Below are 18,082 nucleotides of genomic sequence, written 5' to 3'. Positions count from 1 at the left end.
GCAGGGCGGGGCGCCTCGCCGAGGGCGGTGTTTCACGTGAAACCACGGGGAGCGCCGCCCTCGGTGTTCTTCCGTCGTTCCGTCGCTCTCGTGTTGCTGCTCGCCGTCCGCCACCGGACCGGGCGGCCGCACCCGGCCCTCACCGGGCCCGGGGCGGGCGGGGCCGTTCCCCGGCCCGCCGCCTTCACCGCCTCCGCCTCCGTCTCCACCTCCGCCCCTGTCTCCGTCCCCGCCGACGGGGCTCACCGCCGGCGCAGTCCGGTGACCGGGATGACGGCGGCGTAGACGAGGGCCACCGTCACCACCAGGGCCGGGGACCGGCCGTCGGAGGGAAGCATCAGCGCGGCCACCCCGGCGGCGCCCACGAAGGCCACGTTGAAGAGCACGTCGTAGAGGGAGAAGATGCGGCCCCGGTAGGCGTCGTCCACGGCGGCCTGGACGGCGGTGTCGGTGGCGATCTTGCCGCCCTGGGTGGCGAGCCCGAGGACGAACGCCGCGGCCAGCATCGGCGCGGGCCGGAACGGCAGCCCCAGGGCCGGCACCAGGACGGCCGCCCCGCCCGCGCACACCCCGATCCAGCCCACGGTGCCGAACCGCCCCACCGCCCACGGGGTGATCACCGCGGCGGCGAAGAACCCGGCGCCCGAGACGGCCACCGCGAGCCCCAGCAGGGCGAGCCCGCCGGTCTCCTCGTCACCGTTCCCCCAGGCGTACCGGCAGAGCATCAGCACCATCACGGTGAGGGCCCCGTAGTTGAAGCGCATCAGCGTCATGGCGGCCAGCGTGCGCGCGGCGGACGGCCGCCGGCCCAGGTGGCGCAGCCCGGCGGCGAGCCCCCGGGCGGTGCTCGCCAGCACCTGGAGCAGCCCGGGCCGCACCTGGCTCGGGTCCGGCCCGAGGAGCCCGGGGGACATCCGCAGGGTGGCGAGCGCGGCGGCGATGTAGACCACCGCGCCGAACAGCACGGTCAGGGCGTCCGCGGCGGCCTCCCCGGCCGGGGCGGCGAGCCGCAGCAGGAAGGCGAGACCGCCGCCGGCCGTCGCCGCCAGGGTCCCCGCGGTCGGGGAGAGCGCGTTGGCCATGACCAGCCGCTCCGGGCCGTGCACCACCCGGGGCAGGGCGGCCGACAGGCCGGCGAGGACGAAGCGGTTGACGGCGGTCACCGACAGGGCGGAGGCGTAGAAGAGCCAGTCGGGCACGTCGGCGAGGACGAGGACGGCGGTTCCCGCGGCGAGGGCGCCGCGCAGCAGGTTGCCGTGGAGCAGAACCTGGCGGCGGCGCCAGCGGTCCAGCAGCACCCCGGCGAACGGCCCGAGGAGCGAGTACGGCAGCAGGAGCACGGCCATGGCGGAGGCGATGGCCGCCGCCGAGGTCTCCTTCTCCGGGGAGAAGACCACGTACGTGGCGAGGGCCACCTGGTAGACGCCGTCGGCCGTCTGGGACAGCAGCCGGACGGCGAGCAGGCGCCGGAAGTCGCGCAGCCGGAGCAGCACGCGCAGATCACGTACGACGGGCATGGTGCTCAGCCTCACACATGCCGCGGGCCCCCGGGGGAGTGACCCGGGGGCCCGTGATCAGGAAGTTCCGACCGGGCGGTGCCGGTCAGCGGGGAGCGCCGGCGCCGCGGGCCGGACGGGGACCCGTGGTGCCGGTCCGCCCGGCGGCCGAGGGCGTGCTCAGCGCTCGACCTCGCCCTTGATGAACTTCTCCACGCTCTCGCGGGCCTCGTCGTCGAAGTACTGGACCGGCGGGGACTTCATGAAGTACGAGGAGGCGGAGAGGATCGGGCCGCCGATGCCGCGGTCCTTGGCGATCTTCGCGGCGCGGAGCGCGTCGATGATGACGCCGGCGGAGTTCGGGGAGTCCCAGACCTCCAGCTTGTACTCCAGGTTCAGCGGGACGTCACCGAACGCGCGGCCCTCCAGGCGGACGTAGGCCCACTTGCGGTCGTCGAGCCAGGCCACGTAGTCGGACGGGCCGATGTGGACGTTCTTCTCGCCCATGTCGCGGTCGGGGATCTGCGAGGTGACGGCCTGCGTCTTGGAGATCTTCTTGGACTCCAGGCGGTCGCGCTCCAGCATGTTCTTGAAGTCCATGTTGCCGCCGACGTTCAGCTGCATGGTGCGGTCCAGGATGACGCCCCGGTCCTCGAACAGCTTGGCCATCACGCGGTGCGTGATGGTGGCGCCGACCTGCGACTTGATGTCGTCACCGACGATCGGCACGCCGGCCTCGGTGAACTTGTCCGCCCACTCCTTGGTGCCGGCGATGAAGACCGGCAGCGCGTTGACGAACGCGACCTTGGCGTCGATGGCGCACTGGGCGTAGAACTTCGCCGCGTCCTCGGAGCCGACCGGCAGGTAGCAGACGAGCACGTCCACCTGCTTGTCCTTGAGGACCTGGACGACGTCCACGGGGGCCTCGGGGGACTCGTCGATGGTCTGGCGGTAGTACTTGCCCAGACCGTCCAGGGTGTGGCCACGCTGCACCGTGACGCCCGTGGTGGGAACGTCGCAGATCTTGATGGTGTTGTTCTCGCTGGCGCCGATGGCGTCCGCGAGGTCGAGGCCGACCTTCTTCGCGTCCACGTCGAAGGCGGCCACGAACTCCACGTCACGGACGTGGTAGTCGCCGAACTGCACGTGCATCAGACCCGGCACACGGCTGTTCGGGTCGGCGTCCTTGTAGTACTCGACGCCCTGCACCAGCGACGCGGCGCAGTTCCCCACACCGACGATGGCTACGCGAACCGAACCCATTCCGGTTGCTCCCTGTTCGTACTAGACAGAGCCCTGCGGAAGTGCAGGCGCTCACTTGGTGGTGTCATCGGACGGATCCGGCCGGGAACCACCCCGGTGCCGGGGCAGGCCGCCCGTCTCTTCTGACCGGTGCTGTTCCCCGGCACTGGGCCCGGGGGACTCCGGTGCGGCGGGATCACCGCGCTGGTCGCGCCCCGCCCGCTCACTCTCGATCAGCTCGTTCAGCCAGCGGACCTCGCGCTCCACCGACTCCATGCCGTGGCGCTGGAGCTCCAGGGTGTAGTCGTCGAGGCGCTCGCGGGTGCGGGCCAGCGAGGCCCGCATCTTCTCCAGGCGCTCCTCCAGGCGGCTGCGCCGCCCCTCCAGCACGCGCATGCGCACATCGCGGGAGGTCTGGCCGAAGAAGGCGAAGCGGACGCCGAAGTGCTCGTCCTCCCAGGCGTCCGGGCCGGTGTGGGCGAGCAGCTCCTCGAAGCGCTCCTTCCCCGCGGCCGTCAGCCGGTAGACGATCTTCGCCCGGCGGCCCGAGAGCGATGAGGCGAGGGCGTCCTCCCCCGCGGTCCCCGGCTCCTCGACCAGCCAGCCGTTGGCGACCAGCGTCTTGAGGCAGGGGTACAGGCTCCCGTAGCTGAAGGCGCGGAACACCCCGAGCGAGGTGTTGAGGCGTTTCCGCAGCTCATAGCCGTGCATGGGCGACTCTCGGAGCAGGCCGAGGACGGCGAATTCCAGGATGCCGGAGCGTCTGCTCATCCCCGCCTTCCTTGCCGTCGCCGTCGCTTATGCCGAGCTGATGTATCGAGCCGATACATCCAGACGATAGAACGAGCACCCCCCGGGGACAAGAGGGGCCACGGTGAACGGCGTCACATCAGGGATTCCTTGTGGTCAACCTGTCAGGTTTGGAGTGAAGATGGCGGGTCGGCGAGTTTTGAGCGTGCGTAGTCTGTTCGCCATGCAGATCTCCAGGAACCGAATGGCGCCGCCGAGCGTCATCGTCCTGGACGCGGTGCGCCCGGACGCGGCCAGCGGCCGGAGCGCACTCGGGGGGACCGGAAGCCACCTGCCGCTTTCAGGCGATAACGCCTGCCCGAGGAGTAGTCGTTCCAATGAGCGAGCACCGTCGCAAGCCACCGCAGCCTCAGGGCGGTGGACGAGCAGCGGCCCGGCGTGCCGCCCAGCAGCCGCCCGGCCGTCGTGCAGCGCCGCCGCACAGCGCCTCCGGCTCGGAGGCGGCGCCGCACAGTGAGGAGCGCCCCTACGGCGGCCGGGCCTCGGCCCGGCCGCCGGGCAAGAAGCGCTTCATCGACTACCCGCGCGCGGGCAAGAGCGGCTTCCGCCGCTGGGTGCCGTCCTGGAAGCTGGTCACCGGCTCCTTCCTGTTCTTCATCGTGCTGCTCATCGGCGCGGTCGGCATCGGCCTGATGATCGTGAAGGTGCCCAGCCCGGCCGCCGCGGCGCAGGTCCAGAAGAACGTCTACTACTGGTCCAACGGCGAGCAGATGGTGGTCTCCGGCGGGGGTGACTACAACCGTCAGATCGTCCCGCTGAGCAAGATCTCCAAGTCGATGCAGGACGCGGTGATCGCGGCGGAGAACGCCAGCTTCTACCAGGACAAGGGCGTGGACCCGATGGGTATCGCCCGCGCCGTGGTCAACATGGCCAAGGGCGGCACCACCCAGAGCGGTTCCACCATCACCCAGCAGTACGTGAAGAACACGTACCTGGGCCAGGAACAGACGATCAAGCGCAAGGTCACCGAGCTCTTCATCGCGATCAAGGTGGGTGCCACCCAGGAGAAGGAGGACATCCTCGCCGGGTACCTCAACACCGCGTTCTACGGACGCGGTGCCTACGGCATCCAGGCGGCCTCCCGCGCCTACTACAACAAGGACGCCGACGAGATCAACCCGAGTGAGGCCGCCTTCCTCGCCGCCACCCTCAACGGTCCGAACCTCTACGACCCGCACGGCGGCATCGGCTCCGCCGCCACTGCGGAGAAGAATTTGGAGCGGGCGAAGAACCGCTGGGAGTGGATCCTCAAGCGCGAGGTCGAGACCGACCACATGAGCGATGCCGACCGCGACAAGTGGGTGGCCAAGGGCTTCCCCATGCCGCAGCGGCCGAAGCCGGCGACGAACAAGGCCGGCCAGATCGGTTACCTCACCAACCTCGCCGACGAGTACATCGTCAAGCACACCGACATCAGCCGCGCCGAGCTGGACAAGGGCGGCTACCAGATCCACACCACCTTCGACAAGAAGAAGGTGCAGCAGCTCTCGGCCGCGGTGGAGAAGGTGCAGAAGGAGAACATCAAGCCGAAGCTGCGGCCGGACACCGACAAGTACGTGCAGTTCGGCGGCGCGTCCGTGGAACCGGGGACCGGCAAGATCGTCGCGGTCTACGGCGGTCAGGACGCCCTGGAGCACTGGATCAACAACTCCGACTACACCGGTGTGCAGGTCGGCTCGACGTTCAAGCCCTTTGTGCTCGCCGCCGCGATGACCGACGGCAAGCGCGACCCCTCGGGCGGCGAGGAGCAGCCCGCGTCCATGCGGACCAAGGTGTCCCCGGACAGCGTCTACGACGGCGACAACAAGCTGGCCCTCCGCAAGTACGACGGGACCGTCTGGACGGACGAGAACGGCAAGGAGTGGCACCAGAAGAACGACGGCAACGAGGACTACGGCCGGATCGACCTGCGCACCGCGATGGAGAAGTCGGCGAACACCCCCTTCATCCAGCTGGGCATGGACGTCGGCGTGGACAAGGTGCGGGACGCGGCGGTGAACGCCGGCCTGGACAAGGACGAGTTCACCTCGCTCACCCCGACCTTCTCCCTGGGCACCTCGGCCCCCAGCGCCATCAACCTGGCCGGCGGTTACGCGACCTTCGCGGCCCGCGGGATGCAGGCCGACCCCTACTCGGTGGAGACGATCGAGAAGGACGGCGTGGAGATCTGGAAGCACGCCGAGAAGCCCGAGCGGGCCTTCGAGCAGGCGGTCGCGGACAACGTCACCGACGTGCTGAAGGGCGTGGTGGAGAACGGCACCGGCACCAACGCGCAGATCGGCCGTCCGGCGGCGGGCAAGACCGGTACCACCGACGACAACAAGTCCGCCTGGTTCGCCGGCTACACCCCGCAGCTGTCCACCGCGATCGGCATGTGGCGCATCGACGACAACGCCGAGGGCGCCGACAAGAAGTTCCTGCCGATGTACGGCGTGGGCGGCGAGGCGACGATCCACGGTGCCTCGTTCCCGTCCGAGATCTTCGCGGACTACATGACGGCGGCGCACAAGGGCACCCCGGTCAAGTCGTTCCCGGAGCCGGAGCCGATCGGCGAGGAGGTGTTCGGCAACGGGGCCAGCCCCGACCCGACCACCGCGCCGCCGTCGAAGACGCCGTCGAAGACCCCGTCCACCACCCCGTCCACCACTCCGTCCACCGAGACCCCGAGCACCGAGCCCAGCTCTCCGGACGGCAGCTGTGACCCGCTCGACCTCGACTGCGAGGAGGAGAACGGCGGCCAGAACGGCGGGCCGGGCGGCGGACGGCCCGGTGGCCAGGACGGCGGGCCCGGTGGCGGACCGGGCGGCGAGGAGTCCGAGACACCGAGCACCGCCCCCACCCCGACCGACGACAGCGGAGGGGACTGGTTCGGCGGTCCGGCGGGCTACCGCCGGGACTGACCGGTCCCGCCCCGGCACACCGGGGCACCCGGACCGGCCTCGCAGGGCACCGGCCGCGGCCGTGCGGAGCACAGCGCTCCGCACGGCCGCGGCCGTTCGCGTTCCCGCGCCGGCTGGTGCGGTCCGGAGCGCCGGAGGGCCCCACGCAGGCGGCGGAGCCACCGGGAGGAGCCGGACGGGCCGTCCGGGCCGCGGGGTGGGCGCACCCCCTCACCGTCCGGCATGTGGTGCGGTCCTCAGCCACCCGGGCGGGCGGGTACGGCAGGATGGCCCGCATGAGGAGCGTGCCTGACGATGCCCGGCCGGTGCTGCCGACCGCCGAGGACGAAGTCGCCGCGGCCGGCAGCGAGCTGATCGGCGGGCCGGCGGGGCGCCACGCGCTCATCGGGATCAGCTGGTGGACACCGGTGCGGGTGATCGCGCTCGTCGCCCTGGGGATGTTCGCGCTGGGCATGGCGCAGAAGGCCCCCTGCTACGGCGGCGACTGGTTCGAGAGCGCCACCAGCCAGTACACCCACGCCTGCTACTCCGACATCCCGCACCTGTACCGCAGCCGCGGCTTCGCCGGCGGGGTGGTCCCCTACTTCGACCGCATCCCCGACGACCTCTCGGGCGGCATGGCGTACCTGGAGTACCCGGTGCTCACCGGGCTGTTCATGCAGGTCGCCGCCTGGCTGACGCCGGACGGCGGGGTGCAGGACGAGGCCCGGATGTACTGGATGGTCAACGCGGGGATGCTGATGGCCTGCGCGGCGGTGATCGCCGTCTGCGTCGCGCGGACGCACCGCCGCCGCCCCTGGGACGCGCTGCTGGTGGCGCTGGCCCCGGCGTTCGCGCTCACCGCCACCATCAACTGGGACCTGTTCGCGGTCGCGCTGACCGCCGCCGCGATGCTGCTGTGGTCGCGGAGCCGGCCGCTGGCCGCCGGCGTCCTGCTGGGCCTGGCGACGGCCGCCAAGCTCTATCCGCTGCTGCTGCTGGGCCCGCTGCTGCTGCTGTGCCTGCGCGCCGGGCGGCTGCGGGCCTTCGCCGCGACGTTCGGCGGGGCGCTGGGCGCCTGGCTGCTGGTGAACGTCCCGGTGATGCTCTCCACGAGCGGGGGGCTGCACGTCCGCGAGGGGTGGACGAGGTTCTACACCTTCAGCGAGGAGCGGGCCGTGGACCTCGGCTCGTTCTGGCTGATCATCTCCCAGCGGACCGGCGACCCGCTCAAGGATGCCAACACCTACGCCGTCGCGCTGATGGTGCTGGCCTGTGCCGGGGTGGCCGCGCTGGCCCTGTGCGCGCCCCGCCGCCCGCGCCTGGCGCAGCTGGCCTTCCTGGTGGTCGCCGCCTTCGCGGTGACCAACAAGGTGTACTCCCCGCAGTACGTGCTCTGGCTGGTGCCGCTCGCCGCGCTGGCCCGGCCCCGCTGGCGGGACTTCCTGATCTGGCAGGCCACCCAGGTGCTGTACTTCGTGGGCGTGTGGATGTACCTGGCGTACCTCAACGGCGGCAACGCCCACCGGGGGCTGCCGCCGGACGGCTACCAGCTGGCCATCGTGATCCACCTGCTGGGCACCCTGTACCTGTGCGCGCTGGTGGTGCGCGACATCCTGGTGCCGGAGCGGGACGTGGTGCGCCGGGACGGTTCCGACGACCCCTCGGGCGGGGTGCTCGACGGGGCCGCGGACCGGGTGGTGCTCGGTGCGGCGCACGACCGGCTGTACGCCGCCCGGCAGGGCTTCCACGGCGGCCCGCCGCCGGGCGGCGGCGCCGGTGGTCACGGTCCGGTGGAGTGGGGCACCGCCCGGGGGACCGAACGGGCCTCCTGATCCGCGGCACCATCCGCGGCACCGCGGTCCGTCACCCGTCCGCGGTGCGCCCGTGGCGGTGCTGCCGCCCGTGGCGGTGCCGTGAGCCCGGTACGGGCCCGGTCCCGGCGTGCCGCCGGACCCAGGGGCGGTCCGGGGTGGTCCGGGCGGGCGCCCCGGCGGAAACGGCACAGGCACCGGCCGGGCGGCCCACCCCCGTCAACGGTCCGCCGTCGTCCCCGGCCCCCCGCCGCCGTCATCGACCCGCCGTCGTCTACGGCCCGCCGCGGGGCCCGCCGCGGCCCCGGGCGAAGGGCCGGCCGCCGTCGGCTCAGCGGTCCACGAGGCGGTCGAACTGGGTGGTGGTGTGCCGCAGGAAGGCCACCAGCTCGTCACCCACCTGCGGCGGGGCCACGTCACCGGGGACGAAGAGCAGTGACACCTGCATGTGCGGCGGCTCGGCGAACCAGCGCTGCTTCCCGGCCCAGACGAACGGCGACAGGTTGCGGTTGACGGTCGCCAGGCCGGCCCGGGCCACTCCCTTGGCGCGCGGCATCACGCCGTGCATGGCCTTGGGCGCCTCCAGACCGACACCGTGCGAGGTACCGCCCGCGACGACCACCAGGCAGCCGTCCGAGGCCACCTTCTGCTGGCGGTAGCCGAAGCGGTCGCCCTTGGCGACGGGCGTGACGTCCAGGACCGCGCCCCGGTACTCGGTGGCGTCGTGGTCGCCCAGCCAGAGCCGGGTGCCGATGCGGGCCCGGAAGCGGGTCTGCGGGAACTGCTGCTGGAGCCGGCCCAGTTCCTCGGCCTTCAGGTGGCTGACGTACATGGTGTGCAGCGGCAGCCGGGCGGCGCGCAGCCGGTCCATCCAGGCGATGACCTCCTCGACGGCGTCCATGCCGTCGGTGCGGTCCAGCGGCAGGTGGATGGCGAAGCCCTCCAGCCGGACGTTCTCGATCGCCGCGTGCAGCTGCGGCAGCTCCTCGGGGGTGACGCCGTGCCGCTTCATGCTGCTCATGACCTCGATCACCACCCGGGCGCCGGCCAGGCCGTAGGCGCCGTCCACCGAGGAGACCGAGCGGATCACCCGGTCGGGCAGCGGCACCGGCTCCTCGCCCCGCCGGAACGGGGTCAGGACCAGCAGGTCCCCGCTGAAGTAGTCCTTCATCCGGGCGGCCTCGTAGGTGGTGCCGACGGCGAGGATGTCGGCACCGATGCGGGCGGCCTCCTCGGCCAGCCGCTCGTGGCCGAAGCCGTAGCCGTTGCCCTTGCAGACCGGGACTATGCCCGGGAACTGCTGGATGACGGAGTGCTGATGGGCCCGCCAGCGGGCGGTGTCGACGTAGAGGGTGAGCGCCATGGACGGACCCGGAACCTTTCTCGTGGCTGAGGTGTGACGGAAGTGTCGCAGGGCCCGGGGCCGGGCCCGCGTGCGGTGGGGTGGTGCCGGCGGTGCGGGACGCCGCGGGCGTCCGGCTGGTCAGCGCCGCGACATGTAGATGTCCAGCGCCTTGTGGAGCAGCTTGTTGAGCGGGAAGTCCCACTCGCCCAGGTACTCGGCCGCCTGCCCGCCGGTGCCCACCTTGAACTGGATGAGGCCGAAGAGGTGGTCGGTCTCGTCCAGGGAGTCGCTGATGCCGCGCAGGTCGTAGACGGTGGCGCCCAGGCCGTAGGCGTCCTGGAGCATCCGCCACTGCATCGCGTTCGACGGCCGCACCTCGCGCTTGTGGTTGGCGGAGGCGCCGTAGGAGTACCAGACGTGGCCGCCGACGATCAGCATGGTCGCGGCGGCGACGGCCTCCCCCTCGTGCAGCGCGAAGTACAACCGCATGCGGTTGGGGTCCTCGGTGTTGAGGACGTTCCACATGCGCTGGAAGTAGCTGAGCGGGCGCGGCCGGAACTTGTCGCGCTCGGCGGTGATCTCGTACAGCCGCTGCCACTCGGCGAGGTGCTCGTAGCCGCCCTGGACGACCTGCACCCCGGCCTTCTCGGCCTTCTTGATGTTGCGCCGCCACAGCTGGTTGAAGCCCTTGTGGACGTCCTCCAGCGAGCGGTTGGCGAGCGGGACCTGGAAGACGTACCGCGGCTGGACGTCACCGAAGCCGGCGCCGCCGTCCTCCCCCTGCTGCCAGCCCATCCGCCGCAGCTGGTCGGCGACCTCGAAGGCGCGGGGCTCGATGTGGGTGGGCTCCACGTCGCGCAGCCGCTTCACGTCCGGGTTCTGGATGCCGGCCTTGATGGCGCCGGCGTCCCAGCGGCGGATGACCACCGGCGGGCCCATCTTCACGGAGAAGGCGCCCTGCCGCTTGAGGTGGTCGAGCATCGGCTGCAGCCAGTCCGCCAGGTTCGGCGCGTACCAGTTGATCACCGGCCCCTCGGGCAGGTACGCGAGGTACCGCTTGATCTTGGGGAGCTGCCGGTAGAGAACGAGGCCGACACCGACGAGCTGCCCGGTCGGGTCGAACCAGCCCAGGTTCTCCGAGCGCCACTCCGCCTTGACGTCAGCCCATGCCGGTACCTGCATGTGGCTGGCCGCGGGCAGGCTCTGGATGTACGCCAGATGCTGCTCTCGGCTGATCGTCCTCAGGGTCAGGCTCATGCGGGGCGCTCCTTAAGCAGGTTTGTCCCCATGGTCGGGGCTCCGGCTCTCGCGCCGAAGCCTACTGTGACCAAGGAGCGCCCCGCCGGGGTCCACGGGCGTGCGCCCGGGTGGCCCCCGGCGGCCCGTCAGCCGAGCACGCCGCCGAAGAGGCCGCCGTGCGCCATGCTGAGGAAGAAACCCACCGCCGCGGCGCCCATGCCGACGATCACCGCGAACCGCTCGGCGGTGGTGGCGGAGATCATCAGACCGCGGGCCCCGGTGAGCACGCCGATCAGGCCGGTCCACGAACTGAGCAGATGCAGGCTGTGGAACTGCGCGGTGACGAAGGCGATCACGCCCAGCACCACGGTCGCCAGGACGAAGGCGTCCTCGACCGGATGGGGCTTGCCGTCGGTGTCGAGGAAGGAGAGAAGGCCGCGGCCGTGCTGGGTCCGTTCTGCTTGCGCCATGGGGCACCTCCGGTGACCGAGGCGGCGAACTGTAACGCCGCTCACACCCGATGCGTACAGATTGCGGGGATCCGCGGCCGGATTTCAACCGGAAGCCCGGGGGCGGGTAGTCTGTACGGTCTGCACCGGTGTCTGCCCGGAGCCGCGGTACCGCCCGAGGGCGGTGCGGAGCGGCAGGCCGGTCCGCCCGGTGCGGAACGCATCACGACCCTCCTGCCACGGAACGACCGTGGCCGCTTGAGTCCAAAGGAGGTGGGTTCTACATGCGTCACTACGAGGTGATGGTCATCCTCGACCCCGATCTGGAGGAGCGCGCTGTCTCCCCCCTGATCGAGAACTTCCTCTCCGTCGTCCGCGAGGGCAACGGGAAGGTCGAGAAGGTGGACACCTGGGGCCGTCGTCGTCTCTCGTACGAGATCAAGAAGAAGCCTGAGGGCATCTACTCGGTCATCGACCTGCAGGCCGAGCCTGCGGTCGTCAAGGAGCTCGACCGCCAGATGAACCTGAACGAGTCGGTCCTCCGGACCAAGGTCCTCCGTCCCGAGACCCACTGAACGCCTGACGTTCAGCGGTAACCGGGCTGCATCGCAACGAGTAGCAAGCAGCAATCCCGCCGAGAGGTTCCCCCAATGGCAGGCGAGACCGTCATCACGGTCGTCGGCAACCTTGTCGATGACCCCGAGCTGCGCTTCACCCCTTCCGGTGCGGCGGTCGCGAAGTTCCGTGTCGCGTCCACTCCCCGCACCTTCGACCGCCAGACCAACGAGTGGAAGGACGGCGAGAGCCTGTTCCTGACCTGCTCGGTGTGGCGGCAGGCGGCCGAGAACGTCGCCGAGTCGCTCCAGCGCGGCATGCGCGTCATCGTCCAGGGCCGGCTGAAGCAGCGGTCCTACGAGGACCGCGAGGGCGTCAAGCGCACGGTCTACGAGCTCGACGTCGATGAGGTCGGCGCCAGCCTGCGGAACGCCACGGCCAAGGTCACCAAGACCGCCGGCCGCGGCGGTCAGGGCGGCGGCTTCGGCGGCGGCGGTGGCGGTGGCCAGGGTGGCGGCGGCTGGGGCGGCGGCCCCGGCGGCGGCCAGCAGGGCGGCGGGGCTCCCGCCGACGACCCGTGGGCCACCGGCGGACCGTCCGGCGGCGCCCAGCAGGGCGGCGGCGGAGGCGGCTGGGGCGGCGGCTCCGGCAACTCCGGCGGCTACTCGGACGAACCGCCCTTCTGATCCCTGCCGGGCCGTGCCGGTTCCGTTTCACGTGAAACGGGCCGGGTCCGGCGCATCGGGCCGTTTCACGTGAAACACGGGGAGCGGGCCGGGGCCGACGGCCGGCAGGTGTCGCCAGGGCGACAGCACAAACTTCTTGATCACACTGGAGAGAGACAATGGCGAAGCCGCCTGCTCGCAAGCCTAAGAAGAAGGTTTGCGTGTTCTGCAAGGAGAAGATCTCCTACGTCGATTACAAGGACACGAACCTGCTGCGGAAGTTCATCTCCGACCGCGGCAAGATCCGTGCCCGCCGGGTCACCGGCAACTGCACCCAGCACCAGCGTGACGTCGCCACGGCCGTGAAGAACAGCCGTGAGATGGCGCTGCTGCCCTACACCTCCACCGCGCGCTAAGGGAAGGGTGACCGAAACATGAAGATCATCCTCACCCACGAGGTCTCCGGCCTCGGTGCCGCAGGTGACGTCGTTGACGTCAAGGACGGCTACGCTCGCAACTACCTGGTCCCGCGCGGTTTCGCGATCCGCTGGACCAAGGGTGGCGAGAAGGACGTCGAGCAGATCCGCCGCGCCCGCAAGATCCGCGAGATCGCCACGATCGAGCAGGCCAACGAGATCAAGGCTCAGCTTGAGGGCGTCAAGGTCAGCCTGAGCACCCGCGCCGGCGAGGCCGGCCGCCTCTTCGGCTCCATCACCCAGGCCGACATCGCCTCCGCGATCAAGGCCGCCGGTGGTCCGGACGTGGACAAGCGCCGGATCGAGGTGACCGCCCCGATCAAGACCCTGGGCGCGCACCAGGTGTCCGTGCGTCTGCACCCCGAGGTCGCCGCGAAGGTCGGCATCGAGGTCGTCGCGGCCTGACGCCGTACGCTCCGGCCGCGGCGGGAGCGAACGTCATGCTCCGGCTGCGGCCAGGAGTGAAGGAGGGGCCGGGACCCGGTCGGCGAGACCGGGGCCCGGCCCCTCCGGCATTTCCGCGGCGCCGGTCCCGCGGTGTTCCCGACCCTTCGGTATCCCCGGGGCGCCGGGTCCGGGCGGGCCGGCGGTGACCCTTACCGGCCGGATCGGCCGGATGGACCCGGGCGCGGCACCCAGGACGGCGCCGGCGGCACCGCCGGGTGTGTCCGGTGGCCTCAGGTCAGGAACGGACGGCGCCGGTGACGATCCACCGGCCGGACCGGGTGCGGAGCCACAGGGTGGCCATCCGGACCGTCATCATCAGCGCCATCGCCCACCACAGGGCGGTGAGTCCGCCGCCCAGTACGGGGACCAGCAGGGCGACCGGGGCGAAGACCGCGAGGGTGGCGATCATGGCCCAGGCGAGGTAGGGCCCGTCACCGGCACCCATCAGCACGCCGTCGAGGACGAAGACCACGCCCGCCACCGGCTGGGTGACCGCCACCACCAGCAGGGCGGGCAGCAGGGCGTCGTGGACCGACCCGTCCGAGGTGAACAGCGGGATGAACAGCGGGCGGGTGGCCACCACCAGCAGTCCGAGCACCACCCCGGAGACGATGCCCCACCGGAGCATCCGGCGGCACGCCGCCTGCGCCCCGGCCCGGTCCCCGGCGCCCAGGTAGCGGCCGATGATGGCCTGGCCGGCGATGGCGATGGCGTCCAGGGCGAAGGCGAGCAGGCTCCACAGGGTGAGGATGATCTGGTGGGCCGCGACATCGGCGTCGCCGAGCCGGGCGGCGACCGCGGTGGCCACCATCAGGATGGCCCGCAGCGAGAGGGTGCGGACCAGCAGCGGGACCCCGGCCTGGGCGCAGGCGCGTATGCCCGCCGGGTCGGGGCGGAGCGAGGCGCCGTGCCGGCGGGCGCCGCGCACCACGACGAGCAGGTACGCGGCGGCCATGGCGGCCTGCGCGATCACGGTGCCCCAGGCGGAGCCGGCGATGCCCAGCCCGGCGCCGTACACCAGCGTGACGTTGAGCGCGGCGTTGGCGGTGAAGCCGCCGATCGCCACGTACAGCGGGGTGCGGGTGTCCTGGAGACCGCGCAGGACACCGGTGGCGGCCAGCACCACGAGCATCGCGGGGATGCCGAGCGAGCTGATCCGCAGATAGGTCACCGCGTGCGGGGCCGCCGTGGCGGAGGCACCGAAGAGATCGACGAGCGCCGGCGCGGTGGGCAGGACGACGGCCACCAGCGCGGCGCCGAGGAGGAGCGCGAGCCAGACGCCGTCCATTCCCTGCCGCACGGCGCCGGGGAGGTCGCCCGCTCCGACCCGGCGGGCGACCGCGGCGGTGGTGGCGTAGGCGAGGAAGACGAAGACGTTGACGGCGGTGGTGAGCAGGGCGGCGGCCACCCCGAGGCCGGCGAGCTGCGGGGTGCCCAGATGGCCCACCACGGCGCTGTCCACCATGACGAAGAGCGGCTCGGCGACCAGCGCGGCGAAGGCCGGCAGGGCCAGCGCGATGATCTCGCGGTCGTGGCCGCGGCGTGCGGCGCGGGAGGTGGGGTCCAGGTCCTTCGGGGCGTGCTCGGTGGCCTGTGTCATGCCATCAATCTAATCTTCCACAGGTAAGAGACACAACTGGAGTGTGGCCCTTACATCGCGTAGCGGGCAGTGATCTTCTCTGTGCCGTTTGTCGCGATCTTGAGCCGGCTGGGGAAGTTTTTCTTCCCCACAGCCTCTGGATGGTAAATGCGCAGGTCAGGGCGGTGGTCGACGGGCAGGTGTGGGGTTGTCCACAGTGGTTTCCCCCGTGTCGTGCACAGCTTCGGCGGCGTTCTCCACAGGAAGCGCCCCTTCGTCCACATGGCCTGTGGATAACCAGATTGGCGGACGGCCCCCGGGGCCCTACCGTGGTGCGGCGCCCGCCGCTTCGCCAGGGGCTCCCGCCGGAGCCGCGACAGGGCTCCTGCCGGAGCTGTGACCGGAGCCGAGCGCCCCCAGTTGTCAGTGCCGTGCCGTATGAAGAAGGGGCACCGCGAAGTCCGCGCCGCGGACGGGAGGAGGTGGCGGGTTGAGCATGCCCGAGCCCCTGGACGACCCGTGGGCGGACAGCGGACCCGGTGACCGGCTCCCGGCCCCGCGGCACCGCCGTGGCGACGGCCGTCCGTCCTTCGACGGCGGGCCCCGGCGTGAGCGTGGGTCCGGCGACGCCCCGGACGGCGAGGACGGGGGCTGGGACGGTCCGGGGTTCGAGCGGGTGCCGCCGCAGGACCTGGACGCGGAGCAGTCGGTGCTCGGCGGCATGCTGCTGTCCAAGGACGCGATCGCCGACGTCGTCGAGGTGCTCAAGGGCAACGACTTCTACCGGCCCGCCCACGAGACCGTCTACCAGGCCATCCTCGACCTCTACGCCAAGGGCGAGCCGGCCGACCCCATCACGGTCGCCGCGGAGCTGACCCGGCGCGGCGAGCTGGCCCGGGTGGGTGGCGCCTCCTACCTGCACACGCTGGTCCAGTCCGTCCCCACCGCCGCCAACGCCGAGTACTACGCGGAGATCGTCCACGAGCGGGCGGTGCTGCGGCGGCTGGTCGAGGCGGGCACCCGCATCACCCAGATGGGATACGCGGCCGACGGCGACGTCGACGAGATCGTGAACAAGGCGCAGGCGGAGATCTACGCGGTCACCGAGCAGCGCACCAGCGAGGACTACCTGCCGCTCGGCGACATCATGGAGGGCGCGCTCGACGAGATCGAGGCGATCGGCTCCCGCAGCGGCCAGATGTCCGGCGTTCCCACCGGGTTCACCGACCTGGACTCGCTCACCAACGGCCTCCACCCCGGCCAGATGATCGTGATCGCGGCCCGTCCGGCGATGGGTAAGGCACTCGCCCTGGACACGCCGCTGCCCACCCCGACGGGCTGGACCACCATGGGCGAGGTGCGCCCCGGCGACCAGCTGCTCGACGCCGCGGGCAGGCCCACCCGGGTGGTGGCGGCCACCGACGTGATGACCGGACGGCCGTGCTACGAGATCGTCTTCGACGACGGCACCACCGTGGTCGCCGACGCGGACCACCAGTGGCTCACCGACGCCCCCGCCCCGGGCGGGGCGTCCGCCGGCCTGGCGGCCCCCGGACCGGTGCTGACCACCGAGCAGCTCGCCGCGGTGCTGCGCGCACCCGCCGCCGGCCGGGGCGGCAACCCCGCGGTGCCCAACGCGGCCCCGCTGGACCTCCCGCACCGGGACCTGCCGGTGCCGCCTTACACACTCGGCGCCTGGCTGGGCGACGGCCTGACCGACCCCGAGGTGCTCCGGCGCGCGGAGGGGGAGGCCATCGACGGTGCGGACGCGCGCACCGGGGGCGGCCGGACCGATGCCGCGGCCGGGCCGTCCTCCGGGGCCGGCACCGGGGCGGTGCCGGCCGTGCCGGAGCATCTCCGGGCGCGGCTGAGTGCCCTGGCTGCGCCGGGGACCGGGCGGGTGCCGCAGGAGTACCTCCGTGCCTCCGCCGCCCAGCGCCGGGAGCTGCTCACCGGACTCCTGGACAGCCGCGGCACGGTCCTGGACGGCGGGGCGGTGCGGTTCACCGCCGGGCGGGAGCTCGCCGAGGGGTTCCACGAGCTGGTCGTCAGCCTCGGCCACCGCTGCTCCGCCCCGAAGGCACCGGATGGGGCGGACGGCGGGTCCGCCGCGTACACCGTGACGTTCACCCCGGACGGCGACGTCTTCGGGACGGAGCGGAACCGGCGCGCCCACGCCGAGCTGCAGCGCGCGGAGGCCCCCCGGCGGCGCGTGATCACCGCGGTGCGGCCGGTCGCCGGTGTCCCGGTCCGTTGCGTCCAGGTGGACAACCCCGACCACCTGTACCTGGCCACCCGGGCGATGGTGCCGACACACAACTCCACCCTGGCGCTCGACTTCGCCCGGGCGGCGTCGATCAAGAACAACCTGCCCAGCGTCATCTTCTCGCTGGAGATGGGGCGCAACGAGATCGCCATGCGACTGCTCTCCGCCGAGGCGCGGGTGGCGCTGCACCACATGCGCTCCGGCAGCATGACCGACGAGGACTGGACCCGGCTCGCCCGCCGGATGCCGGACGTGTCGGCCGCGCCGCTCTACATCGACGATTCCCCGAACCTGTCGATGATGGAGATCCGCGCCAAGTGCCGCCGCCTGAAGCAGCGCAACGACCTCCAGCTGGTCGTCATCGACTACCTCCAGCTGATGCAGTCCGGCGGCGCCCGCCGGCCCGAGAGCAGACAGCAGGAGGTCTCCGACATGTCACGAAACCTCAAGCTGCTCGCCAAGGAGCTGGAGGTGCCGGTGATCGCGCTCTCGCAGCTGAACCGAGGCCCCGAACAGCGCACCGACAAGAAGCCGATGGTGTCGGACCTCCGCGAGTCCGGCTCCATCGAGCAGGACGCCGACATGGTCATCCTGCTCCACCGCGAGGACGCCTACGAGAAGGAGTCGCCCCGCGCGGGCGAGGCCGACCTGATCGTCGCCAAGCACCGCAACGGCCCGACCGCCACGATCACGGTCGCCTTCCAGGGCCACTACTCCCGCTTCGTGGACATGGCCCAGACCTGACCGGCGGGTTTGCAGGGCCTCAGATTTCGTGTCCTGATCTCAGGCTGGGGTCGTAGCTGCCGTCAGGAATATCAGG

The 18,082-nt window shown here is 71.7% G+C and carries 14 protein-coding genes; 7 read left to right on the top strand and 7 right to left on the bottom strand.

The features are described from left to right. Window positions 1-242: 242 nt before the first annotated feature. From IHE55_RS14605 to IHE55_RS14595, 3 genes are all read right to left on the bottom strand, one after another. Entirely contained in the window at window positions 243-1,517 is a 1,275-nt protein-coding gene (locus IHE55_RS14605; protein WP_197989426.1) for an MFS transporter, read from the bottom strand. 159 nt (window positions 1,518-1,676) lie between these two features. Beyond that, window positions 1,677-2,759: an inositol-3-phosphate synthase gene (locus tag IHE55_RS14600; protein ID WP_197989425.1), complete on the bottom strand. Its 1,083-nt coding sequence runs from the start codon at window positions 2,757-2,759 to the stop codon at window positions 1,677-1,679. A 51-nt stretch (window positions 2,760-2,810) separates the two neighbouring features. Beyond that, complete coding sequence (locus tag IHE55_RS14595) at window positions 2,811-3,509, bottom strand: PadR family transcriptional regulator (RefSeq protein WP_197989424.1); 699 nt, start codon at window positions 3,507-3,509, stop codon at window positions 2,811-2,813. Between the two features lie 356 nt (window positions 3,510-3,865). Here IHE55_RS14595 and IHE55_RS14590 point away from each other — a divergent pair, with 356 nt between their 5' ends. Both IHE55_RS14590 and IHE55_RS14585 read left to right on the top strand, forming a co-directional pair. Beyond that, the gene (locus IHE55_RS14590) at window positions 3,866-6,448 is read left to right on the top strand and encodes a transglycosylase domain-containing protein (RefSeq protein ID WP_197989423.1); all 2,583 of its coding nucleotides are present in this window, start codon (window positions 3,866-3,868) and stop codon (window positions 6,446-6,448) included. A gap of 275 nt (window positions 6,449-6,723) precedes the next feature. After that, window positions 6,724-8,262, top strand: a complete 1,539-nt coding sequence (locus IHE55_RS14585) for a glycosyltransferase family 87 protein (protein WP_197989422.1) — start codon at window positions 6,724-6,726, stop codon at window positions 8,260-8,262. A gap of 310 nt (window positions 8,263-8,572) precedes the next feature. Here the strand turns inward: IHE55_RS14585 and IHE55_RS14580 are convergent, their stop codons facing one another. From IHE55_RS14580 to IHE55_RS14570, 3 genes are all read right to left on the bottom strand, one after another. Beyond that, window positions 8,573-9,604 carry an alanine racemase gene (locus IHE55_RS14580; RefSeq protein ID WP_197989421.1) on the bottom strand — a complete coding sequence of 344 codons (1,032 nt, stop codon included), beginning with the start codon at window positions 9,602-9,604 and terminating at the stop codon, window positions 8,573-8,575. 120 nt (window positions 9,605-9,724) lie between these two features. After that, window positions 9,725-10,843 (bottom strand): lipid II:glycine glycyltransferase FemX, encoded by a 1,119-nt coding sequence (locus tag IHE55_RS14575; protein WP_197989420.1) that lies wholly within the window; start codon window positions 10,841-10,843, stop codon window positions 9,725-9,727. 128 nt (window positions 10,844-10,971) lie between these two features. Continuing rightward, a complete protein-coding gene (locus IHE55_RS14570; protein ID WP_197989419.1) occupies window positions 10,972-11,295 on the bottom strand; it encodes a hypothetical protein in 324 nt (107 codons plus the stop codon). Between the two features lie 263 nt (window positions 11,296-11,558). Here IHE55_RS14570 and rpsF point away from each other — a divergent pair, with 263 nt between their 5' ends. The 4 genes from rpsF (at window position 11,559) to rplI (ending at window position 13,375) form a co-directional block, all read left to right on the top strand. Beyond that, a complete protein-coding gene (rpsF, locus tag IHE55_RS14565; RefSeq protein WP_006604399.1) occupies window positions 11,559-11,849 on the top strand; it encodes a 30S ribosomal protein S6 in 291 nt (96 codons plus the stop codon). A 75-nt stretch (window positions 11,850-11,924) separates the two neighbouring features. Next, window positions 11,925-12,515, top strand: a complete 591-nt coding sequence (locus IHE55_RS14560) for a single-stranded DNA-binding protein (RefSeq protein ID WP_197989418.1) — start codon at window positions 11,925-11,927, stop codon at window positions 12,513-12,515. 158 nt (window positions 12,516-12,673) lie between these two features. Beyond that, window positions 12,674-12,910 carry a 30S ribosomal protein S18 gene (gene rpsR, locus IHE55_RS14555; RefSeq protein WP_003978893.1) on the top strand — a complete coding sequence of 79 codons (237 nt, stop codon included), beginning with the start codon at window positions 12,674-12,676 and terminating at the stop codon, window positions 12,908-12,910. An 18-nt stretch (window positions 12,911-12,928) separates the two neighbouring features. After that, a complete protein-coding gene (gene rplI, locus IHE55_RS14550) occupies window positions 12,929-13,375 on the top strand; it encodes a 50S ribosomal protein L9 (RefSeq protein WP_197989417.1) in 447 nt (148 codons plus the stop codon). 277 nt (window positions 13,376-13,652) lie between these two features. On the opposite strand, the gene IHE55_RS14545 is transcribed toward rplI, so the two are convergent. Further along, window positions 13,653-15,017, bottom strand: coding sequence for an MATE family efflux transporter (locus IHE55_RS14545; protein WP_197989416.1), 1,365 nt, complete (start codon window positions 15,015-15,017; stop codon window positions 13,653-13,655). Window positions 15,018-15,492: 475 nt separating this feature from the next. Here IHE55_RS14545 and dnaB point away from each other — a divergent pair, with 475 nt between their 5' ends. Continuing rightward, the gene (gene dnaB, locus IHE55_RS14540; protein WP_269671492.1) at window positions 15,493-18,006 is read left to right on the top strand and encodes a replicative DNA helicase; all 2,514 of its coding nucleotides are present in this window, start codon (window positions 15,493-15,495) and stop codon (window positions 18,004-18,006) included. Window positions 18,007-18,082 lie beyond the last annotated feature (76 nt).

Source organism: Streptomyces pactum, from assembly GCF_016031615.1.
Taxonomy (GTDB): domain Bacteria; phylum Actinomycetota; class Actinomycetes; order Streptomycetales; family Streptomycetaceae; genus Streptomyces; species Streptomyces pactus.
The sequence above is the reverse complement of the archived record's forward strand: the minus strand, read 5'-3'. Positions and strand labels throughout refer to the sequence as shown.

What these genes read in the sequence shown, in the direction of transcription:
- IHE55_RS14605 (WP_197989426.1), bottom strand. Translation starts at nt 1,517, where the DNA reads ATGCCCGTCGTACGTGATCTGCGCGTGCTGCTCCGGCTGCGCGACTTC.
- IHE55_RS14600 (WP_197989425.1), bottom strand. Translation starts at nt 2,759, where the DNA reads ATGGGTTCGGTTCGCGTAGCCATCGTCGGTGTGGGGAACTGCGCCGCG.
- IHE55_RS14595 (WP_197989424.1), bottom strand. Translation starts at nt 3,509, where the DNA reads ATGAGCAGACGCTCCGGCATCCTGGAATTCGCCGTCCTCGGCCTGCTC.
- IHE55_RS14590 (WP_197989423.1), top strand. Translation starts at nt 3,866, where the DNA reads ATGAGCGAGCACCGTCGCAAGCCACCGCAGCCTCAGGGCGGTGGACGA.
- IHE55_RS14585 (WP_197989422.1), top strand. Translation starts at nt 6,724, where the DNA reads ATGAGGAGCGTGCCTGACGATGCCCGGCCGGTGCTGCCGACCGCCGAG.
- IHE55_RS14580 (WP_197989421.1), bottom strand. Translation starts at nt 9,604, where the DNA reads ATGGCGCTCACCCTCTACGTCGACACCGCCCGCTGGCGGGCCCATCAG.
- IHE55_RS14575 (WP_197989420.1), bottom strand. Translation starts at nt 10,843, where the DNA reads ATGAGCCTGACCCTGAGGACGATCAGCCGAGAGCAGCATCTGGCGTAC.
- IHE55_RS14570 (WP_197989419.1), bottom strand. Translation starts at nt 11,295, where the DNA reads ATGGCGCAAGCAGAACGGACCCAGCACGGCCGCGGCCTTCTCTCCTTC.
- rpsF (WP_006604399.1), top strand. Translation starts at nt 11,559, where the DNA reads ATGCGTCACTACGAGGTGATGGTCATCCTCGACCCCGATCTGGAGGAG.
- IHE55_RS14560 (WP_197989418.1), top strand. Translation starts at nt 11,925, where the DNA reads ATGGCAGGCGAGACCGTCATCACGGTCGTCGGCAACCTTGTCGATGAC.
- rpsR (WP_003978893.1), top strand. Translation starts at nt 12,674, where the DNA reads ATGGCGAAGCCGCCTGCTCGCAAGCCTAAGAAGAAGGTTTGCGTGTTC.
- rplI (WP_197989417.1), top strand. Translation starts at nt 12,929, where the DNA reads ATGAAGATCATCCTCACCCACGAGGTCTCCGGCCTCGGTGCCGCAGGT.
- IHE55_RS14545 (WP_197989416.1), bottom strand. Translation starts at nt 15,017, where the DNA reads ATGACACAGGCCACCGAGCACGCCCCGAAGGACCTGGACCCCACCTCC.
- dnaB (WP_269671492.1), top strand. Translation starts at nt 15,493, where the DNA reads ATGCCCGAGCCCCTGGACGACCCGTGGGCGGACAGCGGACCCGGTGAC.